The 20,672-nt window shown below is 53.3% G+C and carries 14 protein-coding genes; 1 reads left to right on the top strand and 13 read right to left on the bottom strand.

Going from position 1 to position 20,672, the window contains the following annotated elements:
* Positions 1 to 24 precede the first annotated feature (24 nt).
* The 11 genes from AB1L42_RS12780 to AB1L42_RS12730 form a co-directional block, all read right to left on the bottom strand.
* Positions 25 to 1,455, bottom strand: a complete 1,431-nt coding sequence (locus AB1L42_RS12780) for a cytochrome c (protein WP_367055815.1) — start codon at positions 1,453 to 1,455, stop codon at positions 25 to 27.
* 89 nt (positions 1,456 to 1,544) lie between these two features.
* Positions 1,545 to 2,549 (bottom strand): hypothetical protein, encoded by a 1,005-nt coding sequence (locus AB1L42_RS12775; RefSeq protein WP_367055809.1) that lies wholly within the window; start codon positions 2,547 to 2,549, stop codon positions 1,545 to 1,547.
* A 21-nt stretch (positions 2,550 to 2,570) separates the two neighbouring features.
* Positions 2,571 to 3,443, bottom strand: coding sequence for a hypothetical protein (locus tag AB1L42_RS12770; protein ID WP_367055806.1), 873 nt, complete (start codon positions 3,441 to 3,443; stop codon positions 2,571 to 2,573).
* Positions 3,444 to 3,448: 5 nt separating this feature from the next.
* Positions 3,449 to 7,654, bottom strand: a complete 4,206-nt coding sequence (locus tag AB1L42_RS12765) for a c-type cytochrome (RefSeq protein ID WP_367055803.1) — start codon at positions 7,652 to 7,654, stop codon at positions 3,449 to 3,451.
* Between the two features lie 64 nt (positions 7,655 to 7,718).
* On the bottom strand, positions 7,719 to 9,080 hold the full coding sequence (locus AB1L42_RS12760; protein WP_367055800.1) for a hypothetical protein: 1,362 nt from the start codon (positions 9,078 to 9,080) through the stop codon (positions 7,719 to 7,721).
* A gap of 57 nt (positions 9,081 to 9,137) precedes the next feature.
* Positions 9,138 to 9,911 carry a cytochrome b N-terminal domain-containing protein gene (locus AB1L42_RS12755; RefSeq protein WP_146507156.1) on the bottom strand — a complete coding sequence of 258 codons (774 nt, stop codon included), beginning with the start codon at positions 9,909 to 9,911 and terminating at the stop codon, positions 9,138 to 9,140.
* A gap of 62 nt (positions 9,912 to 9,973) precedes the next feature.
* On the bottom strand, positions 9,974 to 11,074 hold the full coding sequence (locus AB1L42_RS12750; protein ID WP_367055795.1) for a Rieske (2Fe-2S) protein: 1,101 nt from the start codon (positions 11,072 to 11,074) through the stop codon (positions 9,974 to 9,976).
* A gap of 199 nt (positions 11,075 to 11,273) precedes the next feature.
* The gene (gene queG, locus AB1L42_RS12745) at positions 11,274 to 12,401 is read right to left on the bottom strand and encodes a tRNA epoxyqueuosine(34) reductase QueG (protein WP_367055792.1); all 1,128 of its coding nucleotides are present in this window, start codon (positions 12,399 to 12,401) and stop codon (positions 11,274 to 11,276) included.
* Between the two features lie 144 nt (positions 12,402 to 12,545).
* The gene (locus AB1L42_RS12740) at positions 12,546 to 13,394 is read right to left on the bottom strand and encodes an ABC-2 family transporter protein (protein ID WP_367055788.1); all 849 of its coding nucleotides are present in this window, start codon (positions 13,392 to 13,394) and stop codon (positions 12,546 to 12,548) included.
* Between the two features lie 48 nt (positions 13,395 to 13,442).
* Complete coding sequence (locus AB1L42_RS12735; protein WP_367055785.1) at positions 13,443 to 15,341, bottom strand: carbon starvation protein A; 1,899 nt, start codon at positions 15,339 to 15,341, stop codon at positions 13,443 to 13,445.
* Positions 15,342 to 15,548: 207 nt separating this feature from the next.
* A complete protein-coding gene (locus tag AB1L42_RS12730; RefSeq protein WP_367055782.1) occupies positions 15,549 to 16,421 on the bottom strand; it encodes a fumarylacetoacetate hydrolase family protein in 873 nt (290 codons plus the stop codon).
* A 178-nt stretch (positions 16,422 to 16,599) separates the two neighbouring features.
* On the opposite strand from AB1L42_RS12730, the gene AB1L42_RS12725 reads away from it, so the two are divergent.
* Positions 16,600 to 17,883, top strand: a complete 1,284-nt coding sequence (locus AB1L42_RS12725; RefSeq protein ID WP_367055779.1) for a lactate racemase domain-containing protein — start codon at positions 16,600 to 16,602, stop codon at positions 17,881 to 17,883.
* Between the two features lie 248 nt (positions 17,884 to 18,131).
* On the opposite strand, the gene AB1L42_RS12720 is transcribed toward AB1L42_RS12725, so the two are convergent.
* Together AB1L42_RS12720 and AB1L42_RS12715 are read right to left on the bottom strand one after the other, a co-directional pair.
* Positions 18,132 to 19,487: a Gfo/Idh/MocA family oxidoreductase gene (locus AB1L42_RS12720; protein WP_367055776.1), complete on the bottom strand. Its 1,356-nt coding sequence runs from the start codon at positions 19,485 to 19,487 to the stop codon at positions 18,132 to 18,134.
* Positions 19,488 to 19,736: 249 nt separating this feature from the next.
* Positions 19,737 to 20,561: a hypothetical protein gene (locus tag AB1L42_RS12715; protein WP_367055773.1), complete on the bottom strand. Its 825-nt coding sequence runs from the start codon at positions 20,559 to 20,561 to the stop codon at positions 19,737 to 19,739.
* Between the last annotated feature and the right edge of the window lie 111 nt (positions 20,562 to 20,672).

Below are 20,672 nucleotides of genomic sequence, written 5' to 3'. Positions count from 1 at the left end.
CTCTGCAAGATTGTAAGCAAACTCTTATTCGAACGAATGAACAGCTACGCCTTCTGATTCAGAAGCTGATGCTCCTGGATCTTGACCGGGTAGGTACCCATCCAAAGGAATGCTGTAGATGTAGTTGACCAGATCCCAGATGTCTTCATCCGTCAAAGGAGAGGAAGGATCATCCGGATCGGAGCGTCGTACCAAGGTTGCAAAGGGAGGCATTGGAGTCCCTTTGATGCCAGCATAAATCCGGGAGTACAAATCGATCGGGCGACGACCTCCTCGGTAAATCCCGGTGTGGAGGTTTCGCGGCTTGATCAAGTTGCCCCAGTCATCATGAAGGCCAGGGACAGGATAGTCATCGCCATTTTTCATTTTGGCGACCGCATAGATTTGCGATCCGTTTCCGTAGCCTGCTTCGCCGTGACATTGAGCACACTTCAAACTCTCGTTGAGGTAAAGCTCACGCCCTCGGGCGATCGATTCCGGCGTGTATGGGACACGTGGCGAGATCGGATGAATCAAGGCTTCTTCGGTCTGGCTCGATTCCCAGTCGTTCACGATTCGACCCACGATCGAATCGACCTCGTAGTTGAACTCGTCGGGGTTGTCGACACGCTCAATGAATTCTTCGCGAATCGACTGGTAGGTCTCACCGTCGGCCACACGTTCTCGGATCGCTTTGATGGAGTATCCTTCATCGGCGATGAGTGAGATCAACTGATACTCAAGTTCTCCACGCATTGATAACCAGAGGACGTATTCGACGATCGAAGTCATTTCCTCTTGAGTCAGCAATTTGAACGATGGCATGTAGGTGCCAGGAATTCCGTCCTCAATCACGCGACTCAAGTCTTCACGGGCAGCCCGGTTTTCTCTTTTGGTCGTCGTGAATTTGAAGACGCCGAGACGGTAGTCTCTCGGTTTTGGATTGAGATACGGTGCAGTTGAACCGTTTCCATCGCCAGTCACACCATGACAGTGTTGGCAGTGTTCTGCATATAGCAGACGTCCCTGAACAAGAACCTCGCCTGGGCCGAGGAAGACCTGGTCACCGTTGTTAGGAGCGTCATGCAGTGGGGTTTCCAACCGAACTGTTTGTGTTTCGGCGTCCCACTCGGTGACCCAGCTGCTGGGAGAACCTTCGAGTGGACCATTCAGCCACAGCAGTTCTGTCCCTTCAGCGATGTCTCGGTTCTGGCTCTTCAGATCGAGTGAGAGCTGACGGATTGAGACCGGACCAGTGATTGAAGTCTCGGGTGTTCCGGCAGCTTCCTCTTCTTCTTTGACGGCTTCGTCAGAAGGGATGTCGTCGATAACAACCGTGGCTGTGGCAGTGTGTTCCTTGAGTGGAAGACGGTCCCAGACAACCATGTCCGTCGGTTCTCCGAAATGTGATTGGAGAACTTGATTGACATAGTCCTGAGCGTAGGGAGCCAGGTCTTCAAACTCAGTACGGTGCACGAACTTCGGTTGTTCACCGCAGCCAACGCAAAGACTGATCAACAAGACTGTGAAAGACGTTCTCACAGGAAAGCCTCTACTTCTGAAAATTACTGCGCCAACTTCGACGCATCGACTTCGAAATTGATTTCAATTGGCGGCGAATTCGGTGCTGCCTTGATTTTGACTGATCGTTCAACGTATCCGACAGCTTCCTGCCAGACGACGAATTCCCATTCCCCCTCGGGAAGGTTCTCGATTTCGAAGTAACCATCCGCATCGGTGACAGCACCCCAAGGGTGATCCAGTGGAAGCACCCAGGCACTCATCCAGTTGTGGAAGTCACAGACAACCTGAGCGGGAAGTCGCTCAGCTGCCTGAAATGAATACTCCTGATCGCTTCCAGGCGGGATGGTGTTGTTGAACTGGTTTGCAAAACCCTTCACGTTGACGTTATGAGCCACCGGGTCCGAGTTTTTCAAGTTGACTTTTTGACCGACACGCAGAATTGCCGCATGTGGGAGAAAGACACAACCTTGTTGGTCGATGACTGCTTTGTCGTCACCACCTTCGGGAATTCCACTTCGCGGTGGTTTCTTCATGTACACAAAAACATTGGCCAGTCCACCACTCTCGGATGCGACGACTGTCTCATTTGGAACTGCTACTTCTGAACAGACCTGATCTTTGGTGGAAGCTCCTTGAGCCAACAGTGGTGGCAGATTCGGAGCCGCTCCGTTAACAGTGACTCGTCCGATAAACTTGGCTGGTCCCTCAACAATTTCTGCACTGGCGGCAGGCGGGTTCGCGGGAGCTGCCTCTGGTGCAGCGGTTGTCGTTTCAGGTGCAGCCGATTCAGTGGAATTTGTCGTCGCAGCCATCTCCGTGGTCGCTGGTGGAGCACTTGTCGCTGCCGGTGTTTCCGAGGCAGCAGGTGCTTCTTCTGGCTCCGGAGTCTTCTTGACTTCTCCGACTGAAATCTCGATGTCCGAGGCGTTCTTTACCTTTGTCGATCGATGGTCAGCTTGTGGAACACATCCCACCGTGAACGCGAGCATGGCGAACAGGCTGCAAGCGCTCAATGTCGAGATGTGATGACTGTTTGCGTATTTCATTTATTCAGTTTCCAACGACTATCAACCAGCCAGGTCGGCGGCATCGACAGACAATTCAAGAGGAGCCGATTCCCCTCCGGCTGGGATGTCAACTTCAACCGCACGTTCAATGTAACCGAGTTTTTCGTGCCAGATAACAAACTCCATCTTCCCAGCGGGTACATTCTCAATTGTGAAAGACCCGTCAGGATTTGATGTCGTTGCCCACGGATGATCGACTGGAAAGACGTAGGCCTGCATCCAGTTGTGGAAATCGCAAATCACACCGGCCGGAACTTTTTCAGCAGCACTGAAGGTTGTTTCGACGTCAGACTGATTATTCGGCGGAACTGTACTGTTGAACGATCCCGCAAAGCCTTTGACGTTCACGTTGTGTGCAACCGGGTCTGAATTCTTCAGGATCACTTTCTGGCCAGTCTGAACAACTTGAGCGTGCGGAACGAAGACACAGCCCTTCTGATCGAAGATGACAGGTTCTTCTTTCGGGGCTGGAACATCGACATTTGGAACTCTTCGCAGGTAGACGAAGACGTTTCCGAGTCCGCCGTCACTACCGACGACAGTCTGGTTCGGAACTGCCTCCGCACTGCAGATCGCATCTTTGGTCGCCGCGCCCTGTGCGAGAAGAGGAGCGAGAGTCGGAATCGATCCGTTGACTGTGATTCGACCTGACAGCGTTCCGAATTCAGTAATCTTCGGACCGCCGCTGGATTCACTCTCTGCTTCGTCTGAGCCAGAGCCTGCCTCTTTCAGCAGGGTGACTTTCACTGGAGAGAGTGCTCCTCCTCCAAGTCCCTCACGACGGACTGAAGTGTCGCAACCGCACAGAATCAGCGAAGACAACAGAAAGCACTGGATTCCATTTGGAACAACCAGGTGAAATTTGCAAGACATGTGCATTACTCAGCACCTCCCGTGGTCGTTGTGGGTGGTGTCGACGTTTCTGGGTTGTAAGTCGTCGGGCCATTCTCTTCGATCAGCCGCGTGTAGTTGAACAACGCATCGATCACGGATTGAGCCTGACGTGGGTTGTCACCACCGAAGAGATCCTTCATTTCCGCAGGTTTGTCAGCCGGGAAGTTTTCCGGCATCGCGGTGTACGGATAGATCCAGTTCGGTTTGTAGATCCAAAGTTGTGTCCATTCCGGACGAAGTCGCTGTTCAACGCGTTGGAGATTCGGGCCTTTCACCTGTTTCGGATCGTTGACCACGTTTCCGCCGACGTTGTGACATTTTCGACAGAGAGGACCATTCAGCACATACCAGGACGCTGTCAGGTAATCTTCTTCGGCGTCTGGGTAATGCGCTTCGTAAATCTCCTGGTGAAGTTCCTGATAACCGAGCTGATTCTGCGGAACCAGTTGGTATGGGAATGGAACACCATCTCTTGCGGAGAAGTAGTTGGCCAGCGTTCGTGCTTCTTCATCAGACATGTTGAAGCGAGGCATTCTCAAGACTGTTGTTCGACGAAGTGGTTCCGGGTTCTTCAGGAACTCGAAGAGCCACGGTGTGCGGACTTTGTGTCCTTCTGCCACAAGTGTCGGGACAGATGCCTGCCATGCGGCGTTGAAGTCATTTCCGCCGGGTGTCTTGCTGAGTTCCGGAGCCAGTTTGTTCACCAGCCATTTTCCGAAGTCTCCGCCACGGCCGTCGATACGACCACGGAACTGTCCTTCGGTGACAGGTACGGCTTCACCTGGAAGGATGTATTTTCCTTCCTCAGCTTCGAAACCATCCCAGAACCGCAGCGAGTAGATGCGGAACTCGGGGTCTTCTTCTTCAGGATCAGGAACACCTTGAACGAAGGCAGTGGCTCGATAAACCGCTTCCTCGTCTCCGTAAGAGTTAGTGACAGTTTCCCCGGTGGCACCCTGTCCGCCGACACCCATTGGTTTGATGTGGGCCAGAAGATCAAATGCTTCCAGGTAATCTTCCATCAGTGATTCGCCACTGACCGCTTTGGCGTTCAGCAGGTCCGGATTGATGGAGAACTCAAGTGAGTCCATTTCGAGGACGTGGCAACCGGTACAGTTGTACTTCGCGAGGAGACGTTCTCCCTCGAAGATTGCCTGTCCTGCTTCATCCGGGCGGAACTGATATTCAGGAGCTGGAGGCTGGGCCACTAGTCCGAGGACGAATGTCGAGACCGCTTCGATCTGGTCGGAGTCGAACGGGAACTTCGGCATTCGAAGACGTTCGTCCCAGTTCTTGGTTTCAGTCTTCTTGTAATCGTAGCTTCGTGGCTGTCGTAGTTTCTGCCACAGGAAGCCGGGACGACCGTGAGTGATCGCACTCTTGTAGAGAAGGGCTTCGGTCAGATCGCTTTCGTCCACATCGCCACCAGCGAGGGAGTCTTTAACGATCTGTTCCATTCGTTCCGCAGTGCTGGTTCCCAGAGCACTGTCGTGACCGTGGGAGTCGGCACCATGGTCATGTCCATGGTCTTCTTCTTCGTGGCCATTCTCTTCTGAGATTTCTCCATGATGGTGGAGATATTCGTGGATGTGTTCGAAGGCGAGCTTCGAGGTGTCCTTGCGACCCCAGTCATTCAATGCAGCACCGATTGGGCGAGCATCTTCAAATCCTGGGATGTCGTGACAACCGTAGCAGCCATATCGTGAGATCGTACGGCGACCGACGTAAACGAGTTGTCGTTCTCTCCACTCTTCTGGAGTCACATCCTCACCAAACTCAGCCGGAGCGAGTTCGATTTCGTCTCCTTTGAAGTAGTCAGCGAGAGAAACGCCCTCACCGTACATCGATTCGGTCACGTCCAGTTTTCGGTTTTCGAAGACCCGACTCACTCCCGACTGGCCGACGACTTTCGAGAGGTACAGGCGGACGAGATCGTCAAGCGGAGTCGCTGCAACGAGTCGTAGAATGACTTCACGGCCGTTTCGCAGGATCTTGGCTTGAAGTTCTTCACCTGATTCCAGGTTGTTGAGGAGTTCGTGGTAATCATCAACAGAGCCCACCGAATTCCCAGCGACTGAAATCAGGATGTCGCCAGGTTGAATTGGAGACGGTCGCCAGCTTTCGCCCGATTGAGCTTCTGCTCGACTTGCGGGGCTGCCCGCAACGATTTCTTCAACGAGAACTCCTCGGTATTGCTCTTCTGCGAGGCCGAGTTGCTGAGCGTCTTCTTTGCTCAGCTCGACGACGACGAGACCGAGGTCGATCTTGGCTTGAGGAAGCTCAGGAAATTCTCCGGGGCCACCCTGAAGCAGGTAAGCGGTGATGTCTGCAGCGGGATCAATGTGATCGCCCGAAAGTTCATCTGTGTACGGATCGAGGTAGAGATCCGGCATGCGGGTTCGAGTGTGGTAGCGACTTGGTTCTTTGATCCAAGTGTACATCCACTGGAAGCCTTCTTCGCCTGGTTTGATCTTCTCGTGAATTCGGGAAAGGTCCGGGCCGAAGTTCGCGTCGATGCCTTCGAAAGCTTCGCCAGTTTTACTGTGACAAGCGAGGCAACCTCGATTTGCGAAGAGGTCTTCTCCTCGCTTTGGATCAGGTGTGTAGTCCGAGGCTGGCTTTTCGACTTTGAACTCTTCGGATTTGTCGAGGAGGTAACGCGTAATCCCGGCGATTTCGACAGGCTGGAGAAGTTCAGCCATCGCATCATGTTGGTTGGTCAGATCGAAGAACTGTGGCATCCGCGTTGTTGGTCGGAACCGCTTTGGCTCTTCAGTCCAGTACGCGATGAATTCTTCGGTCGTTTTCGCAGCGATGTAGCGCAGCGATGGACCGACTTTTCGCATTTCGCCAGCGATTTGATTCGGATCGGCTTCGATCGCTGCCAGCTCTTCAGGTGTGTTCGGTTCCAGTCGGAAGTCAGGACCAATGGGAGTCGTTCCATCGTATCCGTTGATTTCGTGACAGCCGAAGCAACCGTAGTCGCGGATTGTTTCCCAACCCTTGAAGAGTTTCGGAGCGGTCTCACCGTACTTTTCGTTGATTCCGAGCTCGACGACGCTGTGGTGACACTTCAGGCAGCTTGATTCGATGAACTGCTCTGGGCGCATCGGATCTTCCCAGAAGTGGTTCGAGTGCCAGTCGTACTCGTCTGCCCACTTCTTCGCGATCGCAGGGTTCGAGGGAGTGTGCTCGGCGTTCTGGAAGCTTGTTCCGGAGCCGTCTCCGCCGTGGCAAACAGTACATCCGAAGTCGTTCACTGGATGTGGACTGGTTGCGGTCAGATAGATCTCTGGTGATGGATGTGAACAGAAAGGCTGTTCGTAATTTTCACTTGAGTAAGTCGGCGTCATTCCGACGACTTGTCCGTTCTCACGGATCACACTGAAGTCATCAATGTTCACGTGACAAGTTCGGCAGCGGTCGACACGTTCGACGGTTACCATGCCGAGTTCTTGCTCCAAGCCGGATGGCCAGTCGTACTGAATCTTCAAGTGCGGATTGAAGCCGTTAATAATCGGAAGTTCTTTGAAAGATCGTTTCAGAGAGACAAACCAACTCTCTGGACGAAGCTGATTTCGCTGTTCAGCGAGGCTGTCTTGGGCAGAGCGAACTTCACTCAGTTCAGCAGCAGCTTCATCGAGTTCCCGACGTTCAGAGGCGATTTGGCTTTTCAGAGCGTCGTATTCAGCCTGTACTGTCTGGTATTCGAGAGCTGCTTCACGGGCAGCTTGCTCAGCAGCGTCGAACGTACCTTTGAACTGAGCGAGAACGTCTGGAGCGCTTTGATCACGGACTTTGATGTCGTAATCCGCACGGGCTTTGTCTCGCTCGGCGTTACGAGTCTTCGACTCGGTCGCGAGGATTTCGACGCGGCCTTTGAGAGTGTTGGCTTTTTCTTCCAGCTCAGCAATTTCATCGGATCGGCTTTGCCAATCGCTGTCGAGAGATTCGACTTCAGCAGTCAGAGACGCAATTTGAGCCTGGTATTGCTCGTCGTCATATTGCTGTCGCTGTTGGTCGATCAGTTCGACTTTGAGACGTTCCGCTTCGCGCTGATAATCGCGCCATGTGCGGTTCTCGTCTTTGTACATCATCAGCAGCGTCGCACCCAGAAGCGCGACTGCGCTTCCGGCGAACACCTTGTGCATTGTTGGCAAATTACGCCAATACTGTTCAGTTGCTGGCATTGCTATTCAGTGTCACTGCTGCGCCCGGAATCGGGGAATGAGACCTTTGGGCGTTCACAAAAAACTAGATATTAAAGAACCACTCTGGAATCGCGACGATGTATTTCAAACGAAACACCCATCGCAGGACCATCTTCAAAGGAAGTGAGGCCATCAGCAGAACCAGATTGGCCAAAACCATGTACCGCACGAAGCCCATCTTAACGTAGAACTTCTTGAAGACCGTGACCGCCATGAGCGGAGGCAATACGAACAGGTAGGCGAGCGTCAAAATGATGCCGAGCCACTCACGACTGAGAATCGTTCCAACTTGTGAAAGGGCCGAGCCTTCCGGGTTCGGTTTCGGCAATGGTTGCCCTAATCCGTGCCAGAAGTACTCTGACAGGTTCACGTTATTGAGAACTTCCAGTTTGTGGACATCCCAATATTCGTAAAGGCCGAACATGTTCCAGTTGGGGCCACGAATAAAGGTTCCCAGCACGATCATTCCGACCCAGAGCGGTAGGAAGCCGAAGAGGAACGTGATGATGGCAAATTTACGCTCATCAAATGTGTAGTAACCGTTCCCTTTGGTGTTGAAGTCGATGTAAGGAATCGCCATCAACCCGACCAGGATCACACTCGGGAGGACCACACCGGCCATCCATGGATCGTAGTAGACGAGCATTTCCTGAAGACCGAGGAAGTACCAGGGAGCCTTCGAAGGGTTCGGGGTTTTCACTGCTGAGGCAGGTTCTTCAAGCGGTGCTTGAAGTGCCACTCCCCAGACGATGAGCAAAGCGGTGACCAGAATCATGCAGATCATCTCGGAGTAAACGAGATCCGGCCACACGAGGACTTGGTCAGACAGTTCTTTTTCGGCCAGCGGGCGACCTTCAGCAATTCGTTCGTCGTTGTCGTTGGCTTTGTAGAAGTACAGCCAAGTGGTGAATCCGACGAGATAAAGCATCCCGACAATCGGAACGTTGTCCGGTTTGCCGACGATCTGTCGGAAGTCGTAGTCGGTCATACTGACAGCCAGGAACAGGACGCTCAGGTTGAAGAGAATCCAGGCAACCGTCGGTTGGACCCACCATTTTCGGAGGGCGACAATCGCGATGAAAATCACGATCGATAGACAGAAGAAGCTGATCGGGTTAGCGATCACCATGTCTGCTGCGTTTTTAAACCACAACGGAAGTCGCAACAGGAATGACGACGCATTGGCCGAAAAGACAAGGTGAACGGCCGCCAAAACCAACAGCAAAGCGGAGTAGATCGCCCAAAACATCGATTTTGGGAGATGGTCGATTCCGAACATGCGATTGTAGTAGCCATCACGCTTATGGCTGCGGAATGTCCAGCAGATGTTCAGTAACGACATCAGCAAGTACAGCCAGCCAAGGCCACGAATCACACTAATTGTTAAGTCAGGATGAGGTTCCATAGTTCCCAGTCACCACAAACAATAAAGGGCTCAAAAATCCCGATTTTGACAGACCACTTAAAGAGGCTGACTGATTCCACCGTCCTTACGAACCCTCCAGAAGTGAATGGCGATCAGGCCAGACACGACAATGGGAATAGCGACGCAGTGCAGAATGTAAAAACGATTCAGTGTTTCTTCGCCAACGGTTCGTGCTCCCAGCAACAGGAAGCGAGCATCACTGGCGTTTGTAATCAGATCGAAACCACCAACATTCAAGAGCTGGAAACCCGGACCTTCATGCCCGAGGAATGGAGTGGCACGTGCCATGTTGGAACCCACGGTGATGGCCCAAATGGCCAACTGATCCCAAGGGAGCAGGTATCCGGTAAAGGAGAGCAACAGGGTCAACACAAGCAGGAGGACCCCGATCACCCAGTTAAATTCCCGCGGAGGTTTATAACTTCCCGTCAGGAAGACTCGATACATGTGGAGCCAGACGGTGATCACCATCGCGTGAGCCCCCCACCGGTGAATCTCTCGCATGATTCCGAGCGTGTTCACGTCTCGGAGTGCTCGAATATCGGTGAAGGCCCATTCCAGAGTTGGGCGATAGTAAAACATCAACAGCACTCCGGTGAGTGCTTCAACCAGGAACAGGAAGAATGTGATTCCGCCCATACACCACGTGTACGAAAGAGCGATTCCGCCTTTTTTCGCTGACACGGGATGCAAGTGCAGAAAGAAGTTCGTCAAGACGACGACCGCACGATTTCTGCGATCATACGGAGCAGGGTGGCGAAAGATGCTTCGCCAGATCTGTGACTTCCGAATGTATTCCGTAACCGACATACCAGTACCCGGTGAGGACCATCAACCGTGAGGAAATAGCGCGCACAACTGCACGCCCGACACTAAGCCAATTCGAAGGACTTGGGGTCAACCCACTGTCCGAGTTCTTCCTGAAACTTCACACTCTTGTCCACCTCGAGCAGACCATCAGGAGCGACTGCAATCCCGACGCGTTCGAGAGGCCTTGGAGCTGGGCCCTCAAAGTTGATTCCGGTGATGTAGAATCCAGAACCATGGCAAGGACACTTGAACTTCTGCTCTCCCTCGAGCCAGTTTGGTGTGCATCCGAGATGCGTGCAGACTGACGCGAGAGCATAAATCATCCCGCGACCGTCATATTGATCTGTATTGACGATCCAGATACCACGGCTCGCTTTGAACTTCTCGGAGACCGTTCCTGGTGGGAAGTCAGATTTTGGACCGACTTTGAATCGCGAAGGCAATTCAAGCACCATGTTCGGCATCATGAATCGAGCCACGCCAAGGGCCCAAAGGCCTGCGATGGCTGAAACGGACGCCCATGCGAACATGAAGGGTGTAATCGCCACCGCTGCAAAGATTCCCCAGAATCCACGACGCGTCGTCGTTTCTGCCTTCTTGGGAAGTTTTGGCTTTCCAGCAGCTGGCTTTGAAGGATCGACCTTCGGTTTGACCGGGGCTCCGGATTTTTTGGCTTCGGCAACTGCCGCCACCATGTCTTTCAGAGCAGGGCGATCGCCAGCTTCTGTCGGCTTGGCAGGAGCTTTCGCCTTCGGAGCTGCTTTGGCGGGAGTCGCTGCTGCGCCTCCTGATCCACCCTTCTGGGCACGGGCTGCTGCGAGGATGTCCGCTGTTGATTTCGGAGCTCCACCGGCAGGAGCGGCAGCTTTTCCGCCACCCTGTTTTCGTGCTGCAGCGAGGATATCGGCAGTCGATTTGGGAGCGGCCGGCTTGGCACTCTCTTCTGACTCCTTCTTGCCTCCACCTTGAGCACGAGCCGCAGCAAGGATGTCTGCTGTCGACTTTGGCGCTGCTGCAGGCTTGGATTCAGAGCTGGCTGGAGATGACTCGGCGGAGGCTTCTGCGTCTGAGGCAGGAGCGTCTGCAGAACCACCTTCGCTCTTTTGTTTGCGAGCGAGTGCCAGAATCTCTGCTGTGGTGAGCTTCTTTTTTTCGTCCGACATGATCTGGAGAGCTGAAGAGTTGATCGTGAATGTACGAGCGCGACCAGCTACGAGGAGGGTCGACTCCATAAAGCGCCAATCATGTCATGTCGTTCTAAAACCAGCAACCGATGGATGTTCGGATGTAAGTGATTTCTCAGAAGAAGGAAACGTTCGGAAATTGGTCTTCCTGACCATGGGAAGTGGCTGAAAAATCGCTTCAACCATGCGATTCCCTCAGGAAATTTATGATCGCAGACTGAACGATTTCGTCGGTTTCTTCTCGTTCATGGAGTTGAAGTGCTGCGATCGATTTGACTGTTCCAATTTTCGCAAGCGCCCAGGCACATGCTTCCCGCACGATCGGAGAATGGTCTCTCAATCCGCGTATCAGGACGTCTTCAGATACGGTGTTCCCGGTGTTTCCAAGGACGATCGCAGCATTCCTCGCCATCCCGACTCGGCCCGGACGAGAGAATGGCGTGTCCCCGAATTCAGCCTGAAACTGTTCTTCGTCAACTTCGAGGAAGTGGGCTGCCCTTCGATCAGATTGTATGGTATCTCGGAACTCCGGGATGTCGGCCTCACTCGATTTTCGATTCCATGGACAGACATCCTGACAGACGTCGCAGCCGAAGAGCCAGTCCCCCATCCCCGATCGAAGTTCCAGCGGGATCGGGCGGTCGCGAAGTTCAATCGTCAGGTAAGAAATGCATTTCCGGGCATCGAGTGAATAAGCGTCGGTGAATGCGTCCGTCGGGCATGCTTCCAGGCAGCGGGTGCACGTTCCGCAGTGAGAATTCAAGTGTGGCGGGTCAGGTTCGAGTTCAACATTTGTCAGGAGAGCAGCGAGAAAAAAGAAGCTGCCGATGTGCTTGTTGATGAGGAGCGTGTTCTTCCCAAACCACCCGAGACCCGCGAGCTTTGCAAAGTCACGCTCAAGAAGCGGGGCGGTGTCGACGACGATTCGAGTCTTCGCTCCGGGGGTTGATTCGTGAATCATCGATTGGAGCGGCTTCAGCATGATCCGCAGCACATCATGGTAATCGCTTCGAGATTGGGCGTACTTCGCAACTCGACCGATTGTTTGCTGGCCTGAGCCCTCGCTGCCATATGTCGCTGCGACAGTGATGATCGACTTCACGCTTTGGAGCACGTTCGACGGGTGTTCATAGGCAGACTCTCGCCGCTGCATGTACCCCATTTCGCCGTGAAAACCGGAATCAATCCACCTCTTGAAGAATTCGAGTGTGTCTGGACGAGCTGCCGGTGCAATCCCCACAAGCGGAAAACCAAGTTCCCGAGCGGTTTCGCGGACCTTGTTGGAGAGCTCACCTGACTCGATCATCTCGTCATGCCGCCCTTGAATGAGACTTCGCCGGTTCGGCTTCCGGCGAGTGAGTTACGAGAGGCCAACTTCTCGTTGCAGTCGGACAGGAGAGTTCAGGCGTGGGCTGAAAGTCCATCAGAGTGGTCAACAGGTGAGGGTGCTCTAGCTGCTGGCGCTGCGGTAATTTGACAAAGACCATTGGAAAATTCGTCGCGAGATCAAGACCATCACGAGAGTCGATAGGGGAGCGATCACGAGGACAGTCCAATTTGGATCGAGGGCTTTCCGCAACAGAAAACGTGATGGAACAGTTACGACGAGCAGGATCGGGACAATGAATGAGAAGCCGAACCACAGCATTTCTCCACCGAAAGACTGCTTGTAGAAACCTTGCGGGTAGCGGGCGAAGATCGTGATGTAAAACCAGAAATCGTAAAGTCCCTGATTGCGTCCAAACCAGACGGAAGTGCTCGCCAGCGCAATCATCAAGCTGTAGAAGAAGGCAACACCGACCAGAATCAGCATCAGGTAAGTGATCACGCGACCGATCGAGAGTTCAATCCCAGTCCGCGAAATTGAATACCAGAGAAGTGCCACCGCAAGGAGCACCTGATTGATCATCGCGAAGTTGACCTTCTCAAACGAGATCAGAAACTGCGTGTCGATCGGTTTGAGCAAGGCAAAATCAAGGTCACCGGTGCGAATCAGTTCGCTGAAATTCGCACAATTTGGCATGAAAAACGCCTCGACGAGAGCGTTGATCAGCATTCCAGTCGCCATAAACGCGAAGTACTCTTCTCGCGACCAGTCCTGAATCGTCGGCACGTGACGATAAATGAGATCGAACAAGACGAGTTGGGCTGAGAACCAGAACGCACGAGTCACCAACTCAATGACGAAATTGCTGCGAAAGGTCATTTCGCGAATCAGCGAGTTCCGGAAGAACATTCCCCAGACCGCGAGATAGTTCGGGCGAAATGTCTGTTGAGAAGGTGAACTGTCGTCGGTCATAGCAGAAGTTGAAACTCGATCGTTCAAAAAACGTCAGGGAGTAATTTATCAATTGGAGCCACTAGCTGTTGCCAGTTGTGCAGTGTTCGCGAGCGGAGGAAGCTGAGGCTCGAGGACTCCTTTGACTTTCGGCCAGAGCAGAAATCCTTCGACAATCATCCATACTTGAAGACCGAGCACGACCGTTCCGAAGCCAACGAGCAGGTAATCACCGCTTCCCCACCAGCCGTACATTTGGTATCCCAATGCCAAAGCTGGCATGAGAAGCATCATCAACATGGGCAACACGGCAAACAGGACAGGCTTGCTGCGACGCCAGAGATAGAACACCAGCACCATAAAAGCCAGCCCGGCCAGTAACTGATTGGTTGCGCCGAAGAGCGGCCAAAGTATCAGTCCGCCGGTTCCGGGAACCCCTGTTGGTCCGGGGAGAATTGCAACAGCGAGTCCCAGCATGACCGCTGTGGCCGTCGCTCCGAATTTGTTTTGTAGCGGCGGAACGGAGAATGTTGCGCCGAGTTCCTGAATGACATATCTTTGTAGTCGCGTGGCGGAATCCAGGGTTGTGGCTGCGAAGCAAGCGACGAGCGTTGCGATGATTCCGATTCCGAAACGCAGTGGAATTCCGATCGCAGCGAGGAAATTTGCTCCTCCTTCCACAAACGCTCCGACAGTGTCAGCGAGGCCAAATTTTTTCCAGTCTCCCTCGGAATTGTATCGAGCTTTCCAGGCGGAATTGCCGGTGATCGGGGTGTTATCGGCGGCCATCGACTGCTGAAACGTTCCGTTTTCCAGCTGAGTGAATTTGCCCATTCCGACTCCAGCGGTGCAGGCGAGAATCACGAGGACAGCGAGTGCTCCTTCCAGAAGCATCGATCCGTAAGCGACGTATTGGGCATCTTTCTCGTTTTCAACTTGTTTACTGCTCGTACCGCTGCTGACGAGACAGTGAAATCCGCTGCACGCTCCGCAGGCAATTGTGATGAACAGGAACGGGAAAATTGGTGGTGCATGGGCAGGGAGGTCACTTTTAGCGACCACTGCTGGGGTGCTGGCAACAAGGTCTGCCTTACCAGTCAATCCAGCGAAGCACAATCCGCCAACCAATAAGATCAGTGCGACGAAGAGTTGATGGCTGTTCACATAGTCGCGCGGTTGCAAGAGGAGCCATACAGGCAGGACTGAGGCGAGGAAACAATACGCCATCAGAATCACTGTCCAGGCGACCGTGGGGTTCACCAGGGGGAGTGCGACCGGGAGTGTTGTCTCGGCAACTTTCAATTCAACGTTACTCGAATCCGCAACTTGAACGAATTGAATTGGGAAGTACTCGACGCCGACGAAGATCGCTCCGTACAGCGTGAGAAGGGCTGCGATCGATGGGATGAGCAGGTCACCGTTTCGCTTGTAGGCCCAGTATCCAATCGCCATCGCAATCGGCATTGCGATCCAGACCGACAGGACCGAAGCTGGATACATGTCGAAAACTTTTGCGATCACCAAACCGAAGATTGCGAGCACAATTGTCAGGGCAAAGAACAGAATCAGTAGGAAAAGAACACGCGCCCGGCGATTGATCAATCGGCCTGCCACTTCTCCGACAGTCTGCCCTCGATTTCTCATCGACACGACCAAAGCTCCCAGGTCATGTACGGCTCCAATGAAAATCGAACCAAGAACAACCCAGAGCAATGCGGGCAGCCAACCCCAGAAAACGGCAATCGCCGGGCCGACAATGGGGCCGGTTCCAGCAATGCTGGTGAAGTGGTGACCGAAGATGATCTGCTTCTTCGTCGGGACGAAATCGACATCATCCCGCAGCTGCTTGCTGGGAACGTCGGCGTTCGGGTCAAGGTCGAAGATCTTTTGAGAGAGCCATCGGCCGTATGTGTGATAGGCAACGATGAATCCGAAAAACGAACCGATTGCAACCAGAAGTGTTGTCATTGAACAGAGATCCTTGACGACGTTCGAACGCTTGTCCCCAACTTTTCTGCCAGAGAATCATAGTCGTAAATCATAATCGAGGCGTGATGCGATCTTGAAGCGACTTCCGCCATGGCTGCGAAGTGGCGGTCGAACTTGGATCAAGTGATCAGGTTCGGCAGTCGTCGCAAGCTTTCTTCGGAAAGTGCTCTCGCTCGTGCTAAACGGTCATCGCGGGCCGATCACAGTGTTTGAGAGGACACCTAGGCCTGAGACTTCGACTTCCACCGTGTCACCTGGTTTCAGCCAAACCTGTGGATCGCGCCCCATGCCAACTCCGGGCGGGGTTCCGGTGAAGATGATATCTCCGGGCTGAAGCGTGACGATCTGTGAGATGTACGCAATGACTTCATCGATTCCGAAGATGAACTCGCGAGTGTTCCCGGTTTGCATGCGTTCGCCATTCAAACGCAACGCAAGTTCCAGGTTGTGCGGATCTTCGATTTCGTCGGCAGCGACCAACCACGGGCCAATCGGAGCAAAGGTGTCTGGAGTTTTTCCGAGAAGCCATTGCTTTCCGGGTTTTCCGATCTGCCAGTCACGAGCGGAGACATCGTGGCCGTTGCAATAGCCCGCGACATGCTCAAATGCCTTCTCTTGCGGAATCTCATAGCCAGCCTTCCCAATCACGACGACGAGTTCCGCTTCGTAGTCGACTTGTGAAGAGACTCGCGGAAGCCGGATCGCTTCTCCGGGGCCGATGATGGAGTTTCCAAACTTGCTGAAGCAGACCGGTTCTTCCGGGATTGCCATTCCCGACTCTTCTGCATGGTCGCGATAGTTCAGGCCGATGCAGATGATTTTCCCCGGGTCAGGGATGGGGGCCATCAAGGTTCCGTCGATGCTCAGTTCGGTTTGAAGCCCACGTTCGAGCGCAGCTCGACACTTCTCCAATCCGTTTGCCTGTTGCAACAGCTCGCGCATGGAATTCGGAATGGACGGGTCAATTTGCGTCAGTGGGAGAAATCGCTGTTGGCCTTCGGACTCAACAACAGCCACGACGACAATCCCCGAATTCGTCCTCAGAGTCCCCAGCTTCATAATGTGTCCGTTCCTGCCTTATTATCAATTGTGGTCGATGCAAAAACTCTTGAAATTGACCATACTGTATCGGGAAGAATCGAATCCTTCTTGTTTCCGTCACACTCCCTGTAAGCGACTGGTCTGCAGAGTATAGCTGTTTGATTGCGATTCGTTGAGTTCACAAAAGGCTTCATTCATGGCATTTCCCCGTATGGTGCGGATTCGACAAGACTTCGAACGCGTTCGAGTCGATGATGTCGCCGCTACGACCGTGCAGCAGCTTCAAGCACAAAACTTGGGCGAAACGGTTCAGTCGGGGCAAACGGTCGCCATTACAGTGGGAAGTCGTGGCATCGCGAACATCGCCACAATCACCAAAGCTGTGGTCGATCATGTGCTGTCGCTGGGTGCGATTCCTTTCATCGTGCCTGCGATGGGAAGTCACGGAGGAGCCACCGCAGAGGGGCAAAAGCGGGTCCTCGAGGGATTTGGGGTCACTGAGGAATTTCTCGGCTGCGAAATTCGCTCCTCAATGGCAACAGTCATCGTCGCGGAAACTGAGCACGGGATTCCCGTTCACTTCGACAAATACGCCTCCATGGCCGATCACGTGATCATTATGGGACGCGTGAAGCCTCACACTGGTTTCGTCGGTGCGGTGGAATCGGGGCTCCACAAGATGATGCTGATTGGGCTCGGCAAACACGATGGAGCATTGATCTATCATCGCGCCATCAAAGACTACGATTTCGAAACGATCGTTAGAGCTGTCGGTCGAGTCGTCATCGAAAAGTGCCGCGTGTTGACTGGAATTGCGATTGTCGAAAACGCTTACGATGAGACAGCACTCATTGAAGCAGTAGCTCCGACCAATTTCTTTGAACGCGAACAGGTACTCTTGAAACAGGCGGTTGAATGGCTTCCTCAACTCCCATTCTCTGAAGTGGACCTTCTGATTATCGATCAGATTGGCAAGAACATCAGCGGAACTGGAATGGATACGAATATCATCGGCCGCAAGTACAACGATCACGTCGCGACCGAGAAAGACTCAACTAATTGCAAACGGATTTTCGTGAGAGGTCTCACCGAGAAGACAAATGGAAACGCGACCGGAATCGGCATCGCTGAATTCACACTTCAACGCTGTGTCGATCAGATCAATATGGAATCGACTCGGATCAACTGCATTACGAGCAGTCATCCCACCGGGGCGATGATTCCTTGTGTCTACAACAGCGACAAAGCTGCCATCGAAGATGCTTTGAAGACGATTGGTCTCACAGAACCTGAAAACGCCAAGGTCATTCACATTCGTGACACGCTTCATCTCGGAGAGATGGAGATCAGCGAAGCATGCCTCCAGCAAACGTCGAGACGACCATTCACCGTCATCGGAGATCCGGAAGAAATGGACTTTGATGACAGCGAGATGATGCAAAGCATCGAGACATCCAGCATTGACGTTTCGACTGTTTGATCAGTTCGCTTACTCGTTTTGTACTGTCGCTGTTGAAAGAGCGAATTCGAGAGCGGTGATCTAAGGTGACGATCCGGTCGTTGTGTCATGCCTCCTATCAATCGGTCGCAGAGCAACTGAACGTGCCATTGAGGCAATGCCAAACGAAATGGCCGCCGAAGCGAGTGCTTCGACGGCCATTTTCAATCTTGATTTCGTGGGGTCGCTACTGATGAGAGCAGCGAATCACGAACGAAGATCCTTGGTGATTACGCATCGAGGTATGATCCGTAGTCGCCGCGGTATTCTTTCTTCACGACGTTCATGACCTCTGGAGCGTTTTTCGCTTCGAGATTCTTCGCATCCCATTCGATCTTCTTGCTCTCTCCGCTTGCAGCTGCCCAGACAGCCAGGTTGCCGAGGAGGATTGTTTCGGTCAGGGCACCAGCGTATTTCTGGAAGTTGGACATCGCGTGTTCACGTTGTCCGATAATCGCTTCGTGGAATTCGGTGAAGTGACCAGGTGATTTTTCGAACTCGACTTCTGGGGCGTCGACGGTCTTTCCGTCGGCATCGATCAGAATCCAGTTTTCGCCGTAGTCGCCGAACGAGTACAGGGTGAGATCTTCACCAACGATGATCGACCCACTCTTGTGCTGGAACTTCTGGCCGTTGAGGAGACTTTCGTCAGCCTGGTTTCCTCCGTCGTACCAGTAAACTGGCATCATGCCTTCGCCGCTCGGGTGATCGAACTCGAAGTCAATCTTGGACGCTTGTGGGTAGCTGTCCATGTTGTGGCCAGTGCAGACTGCCTGAATCGTTTTTGGATTCGCGAGGTTCAGACCTGCAAATGGCATGTTGAAGGTGTGGCAAGCCATGTCGCCGAGAGCTCCAGTACCGAAGTCCCACCAACCGCGCCATGCGAATGGGTGATATCCATCGGCGTAGGGGCGTTCTGGGGCGGCGTTCAACCAGAGATCCCAATGAACGTGAGGCGGAGCCTGTTGTGGTTCTGGGCGTGGTCCACCTTGTGGCCAGATCGGTCGGTTGGTGAAGATGTGAGCTTCTTTCACGCGTCCGATTTTACCTGCTTTCAGCAGTGCGGCGGCGCGGCGAAGTCCATCGAACGAGGTTCCCTGGTTGCCCATCATTGTGGCAACGCCGGTTTCGTCCGCGATTTCCTGGAGGCGACGTGCTTCCCAGACTGTGTGCGTCAGTGGTTTCTGACAGAAGCACGCTTTGCCCATTTTCATGGCCATTGCGGCGGCAGGAGCGTGGGTGTGGTCTGGAGTTGAGATGGTGACGGCATCGATTTTGTCGCCCATCTTGTCCAGCATTTCGCGGAAGTCGTTGAACTTCTCTGCTTCTTTGAAGCCCGGACGAACACCGGCTTTGGTCAGCGTTTTGTCGTCGACATCACAAATAGCAACGATGTCTCCATGCTTCGATGCGTCTGCTGAGTCGCTGGCTCCTTTTCCGCCGACTCCGACACAAGCGTACGAAACGCGTGCGTTTGCGGAGCGTTCTTCATCTTGTGCATTGAGTGTTGGGTGTCCGACATATACGGCCGCGCCAATTGCGGCACTCGTCTTCAGGAAGTCACGGCGATTTGAAGGTCTTGGCATGAAAGTTCCCTAGTTTTATTGATGAATATTTCGTCCCCGAGGTGGGAGGAGCCATCGACAGCTGCGTCGTCCTGCTCCGAGGGGAGGAATGATGAACTCAGTCATCAAAACATTATGATAGGTTATCGAATACAAAAGGGAAATTCACGCGACCGAAATGAATGAAGCCGACGCAAACGGAGATCCGTCTGTGTCGGCTCGTGTGCGATGTCTGAAATCGCCGTGAATTCAAATCGTCGAAACTTGTTTTCAGCGTTGAACTTGGGCGATCAGGTGCTGTTGGTATTCCTGGAATGTCATCCACCGAACTTCTTCGCCCTGAAGGGTTCGTTCCCAGCGGCTGATGCTTTGGCGATCAATTGATTGAAGTTTGTCCGAGTAGTCATGGACAGCTCGCAGCTTGACGCGGGGTTCGACGTGAAGGGTCACTTCCACAGTTCGCGGCAGAAGATTGTGCGTGCGAAGTGACTCGTTGAGTTGCAGGCGGGGGTGTGGAAGTGTCGGCTGAGGATGCAGGACGTAATTGAGTCGTTTGGTCCAATCGGCATAGTCGAGGTACTCGCGAGTCACTCTCGAGTCGTTCATCTGTGTGCCGGTCACCCGATAGTCGAGGTGAGTTCCGGTCAGCGTCAATTGAGTGTTCCCGTTCGAGACTTCTTCCTGAAAGTTCGGATTCAATTGGAACTGCAGCAGCGCTGCGTTTCGCAAAGCTTGCGGTTCGGTCGATTTCGAAAACTCACCGATCAACTTCTGTGCTTCCTGTTCCGCTGACTCAAGGAAGTGATTGACTTCAGCGAAGGAGACTTCGGTCGCCATGTAGTTGTTGCCGAGAATGATGAATCGATGGTGATCAGGCTCGAAGATCACGACTTCACCCAAGTCCGGCATGTAGTCGTAAACCCGTCCAGCATGAAAGTAAGTGACGCTGTGGGACAACGGCTGAGGTTGTTCGGGCTGTGAAACGTCGGTGACTTCAGTGAAAACTCGAATGCTCTGCGCTGAAGCGGGGAGAGCGCACAACAGAATTGTGGCTGTGAGTTGACTGAAGACGACGAGACGGATGCGAAGTGACACGGCGTACTCCGTTGGGAATGCCCGTCTGCTCGCAAAATTGGAGCACGGGCAGCAAACAGGTGGGGAAGAAGAACGAAGATGTGGAATCGGAAGTGAATTCAGAAGGGATTG

It is taken from the genome of Thalassoglobus sp. JC818, from assembly GCF_040717535.1.
Taxonomy (GTDB): domain Bacteria; phylum Planctomycetota; class Planctomycetia; order Planctomycetales; family Planctomycetaceae; genus Thalassoglobus.
The sequence above is the reverse complement of the archived record's forward strand: the minus strand, read 5'-3'. Positions and strand labels throughout refer to the sequence as shown.

What these genes read in the sequence shown, in the direction of transcription:
- AB1L42_RS12775 (WP_367055809.1), bottom strand. Translation starts at nt 2,549, where the DNA reads ATGAAATACGCAAACAGTCATCACATCTCGACATTGAGCGCTTGCAGC.
- AB1L42_RS12770 (WP_367055806.1), bottom strand. Translation starts at nt 3,443, where the DNA reads ATGTCTTGCAAATTTCACCTGGTTGTTCCAAATGGAATCCAGTGCTTT.
- AB1L42_RS12765 (WP_367055803.1), bottom strand. Translation starts at nt 7,654, where the DNA reads ATGCCAGCAACTGAACAGTATTGGCGTAATTTGCCAACAATGCACAAG.
- AB1L42_RS12760 (WP_367055800.1), bottom strand. Translation starts at nt 9,080, where the DNA reads ATGGAACCTCATCCTGACTTAACAATTAGTGTGATTCGTGGCCTTGGC.
- AB1L42_RS12755 (WP_146507156.1), bottom strand. Translation starts at nt 9,911, where the DNA reads ATGTCGGTTACGGAATACATTCGGAAGTCACAGATCTGGCGAAGCATC.
- AB1L42_RS12750 (WP_367055795.1), bottom strand. Translation starts at nt 11,074, where the DNA reads ATGTCGGACGAAAAAAAGAAGCTCACCACAGCAGAGATTCTGGCACTC.
- queG (WP_367055792.1), bottom strand. Translation starts at nt 12,401, where the DNA reads ATGATCGAGTCAGGTGAGCTCTCCAACAAGGTCCGCGAAACCGCTCGG.
- AB1L42_RS12740 (WP_367055788.1), bottom strand. Translation starts at nt 13,394, where the DNA reads ATGACCGACGACAGTTCACCTTCTCAACAGACATTTCGCCCGAACTAT.
- AB1L42_RS12735 (WP_367055785.1), bottom strand. Translation starts at nt 15,341, where the DNA reads ATGACAACACTTCTGGTTGCAATCGGTTCGTTTTTCGGATTCATCGTT.
- AB1L42_RS12730 (WP_367055782.1), bottom strand. Translation starts at nt 16,421, where the DNA reads ATGAAGCTGGGGACTCTGAGGACGAATTCGGGGATTGTCGTCGTGGCT.
- AB1L42_RS12725 (WP_367055779.1), top strand. Translation starts at nt 16,600, where the DNA reads ATGGCATTTCCCCGTATGGTGCGGATTCGACAAGACTTCGAACGCGTT.
- AB1L42_RS12720 (WP_367055776.1), bottom strand. Translation starts at nt 19,487, where the DNA reads ATGCCAAGACCTTCAAATCGCCGTGACTTCCTGAAGACGAGTGCCGCA.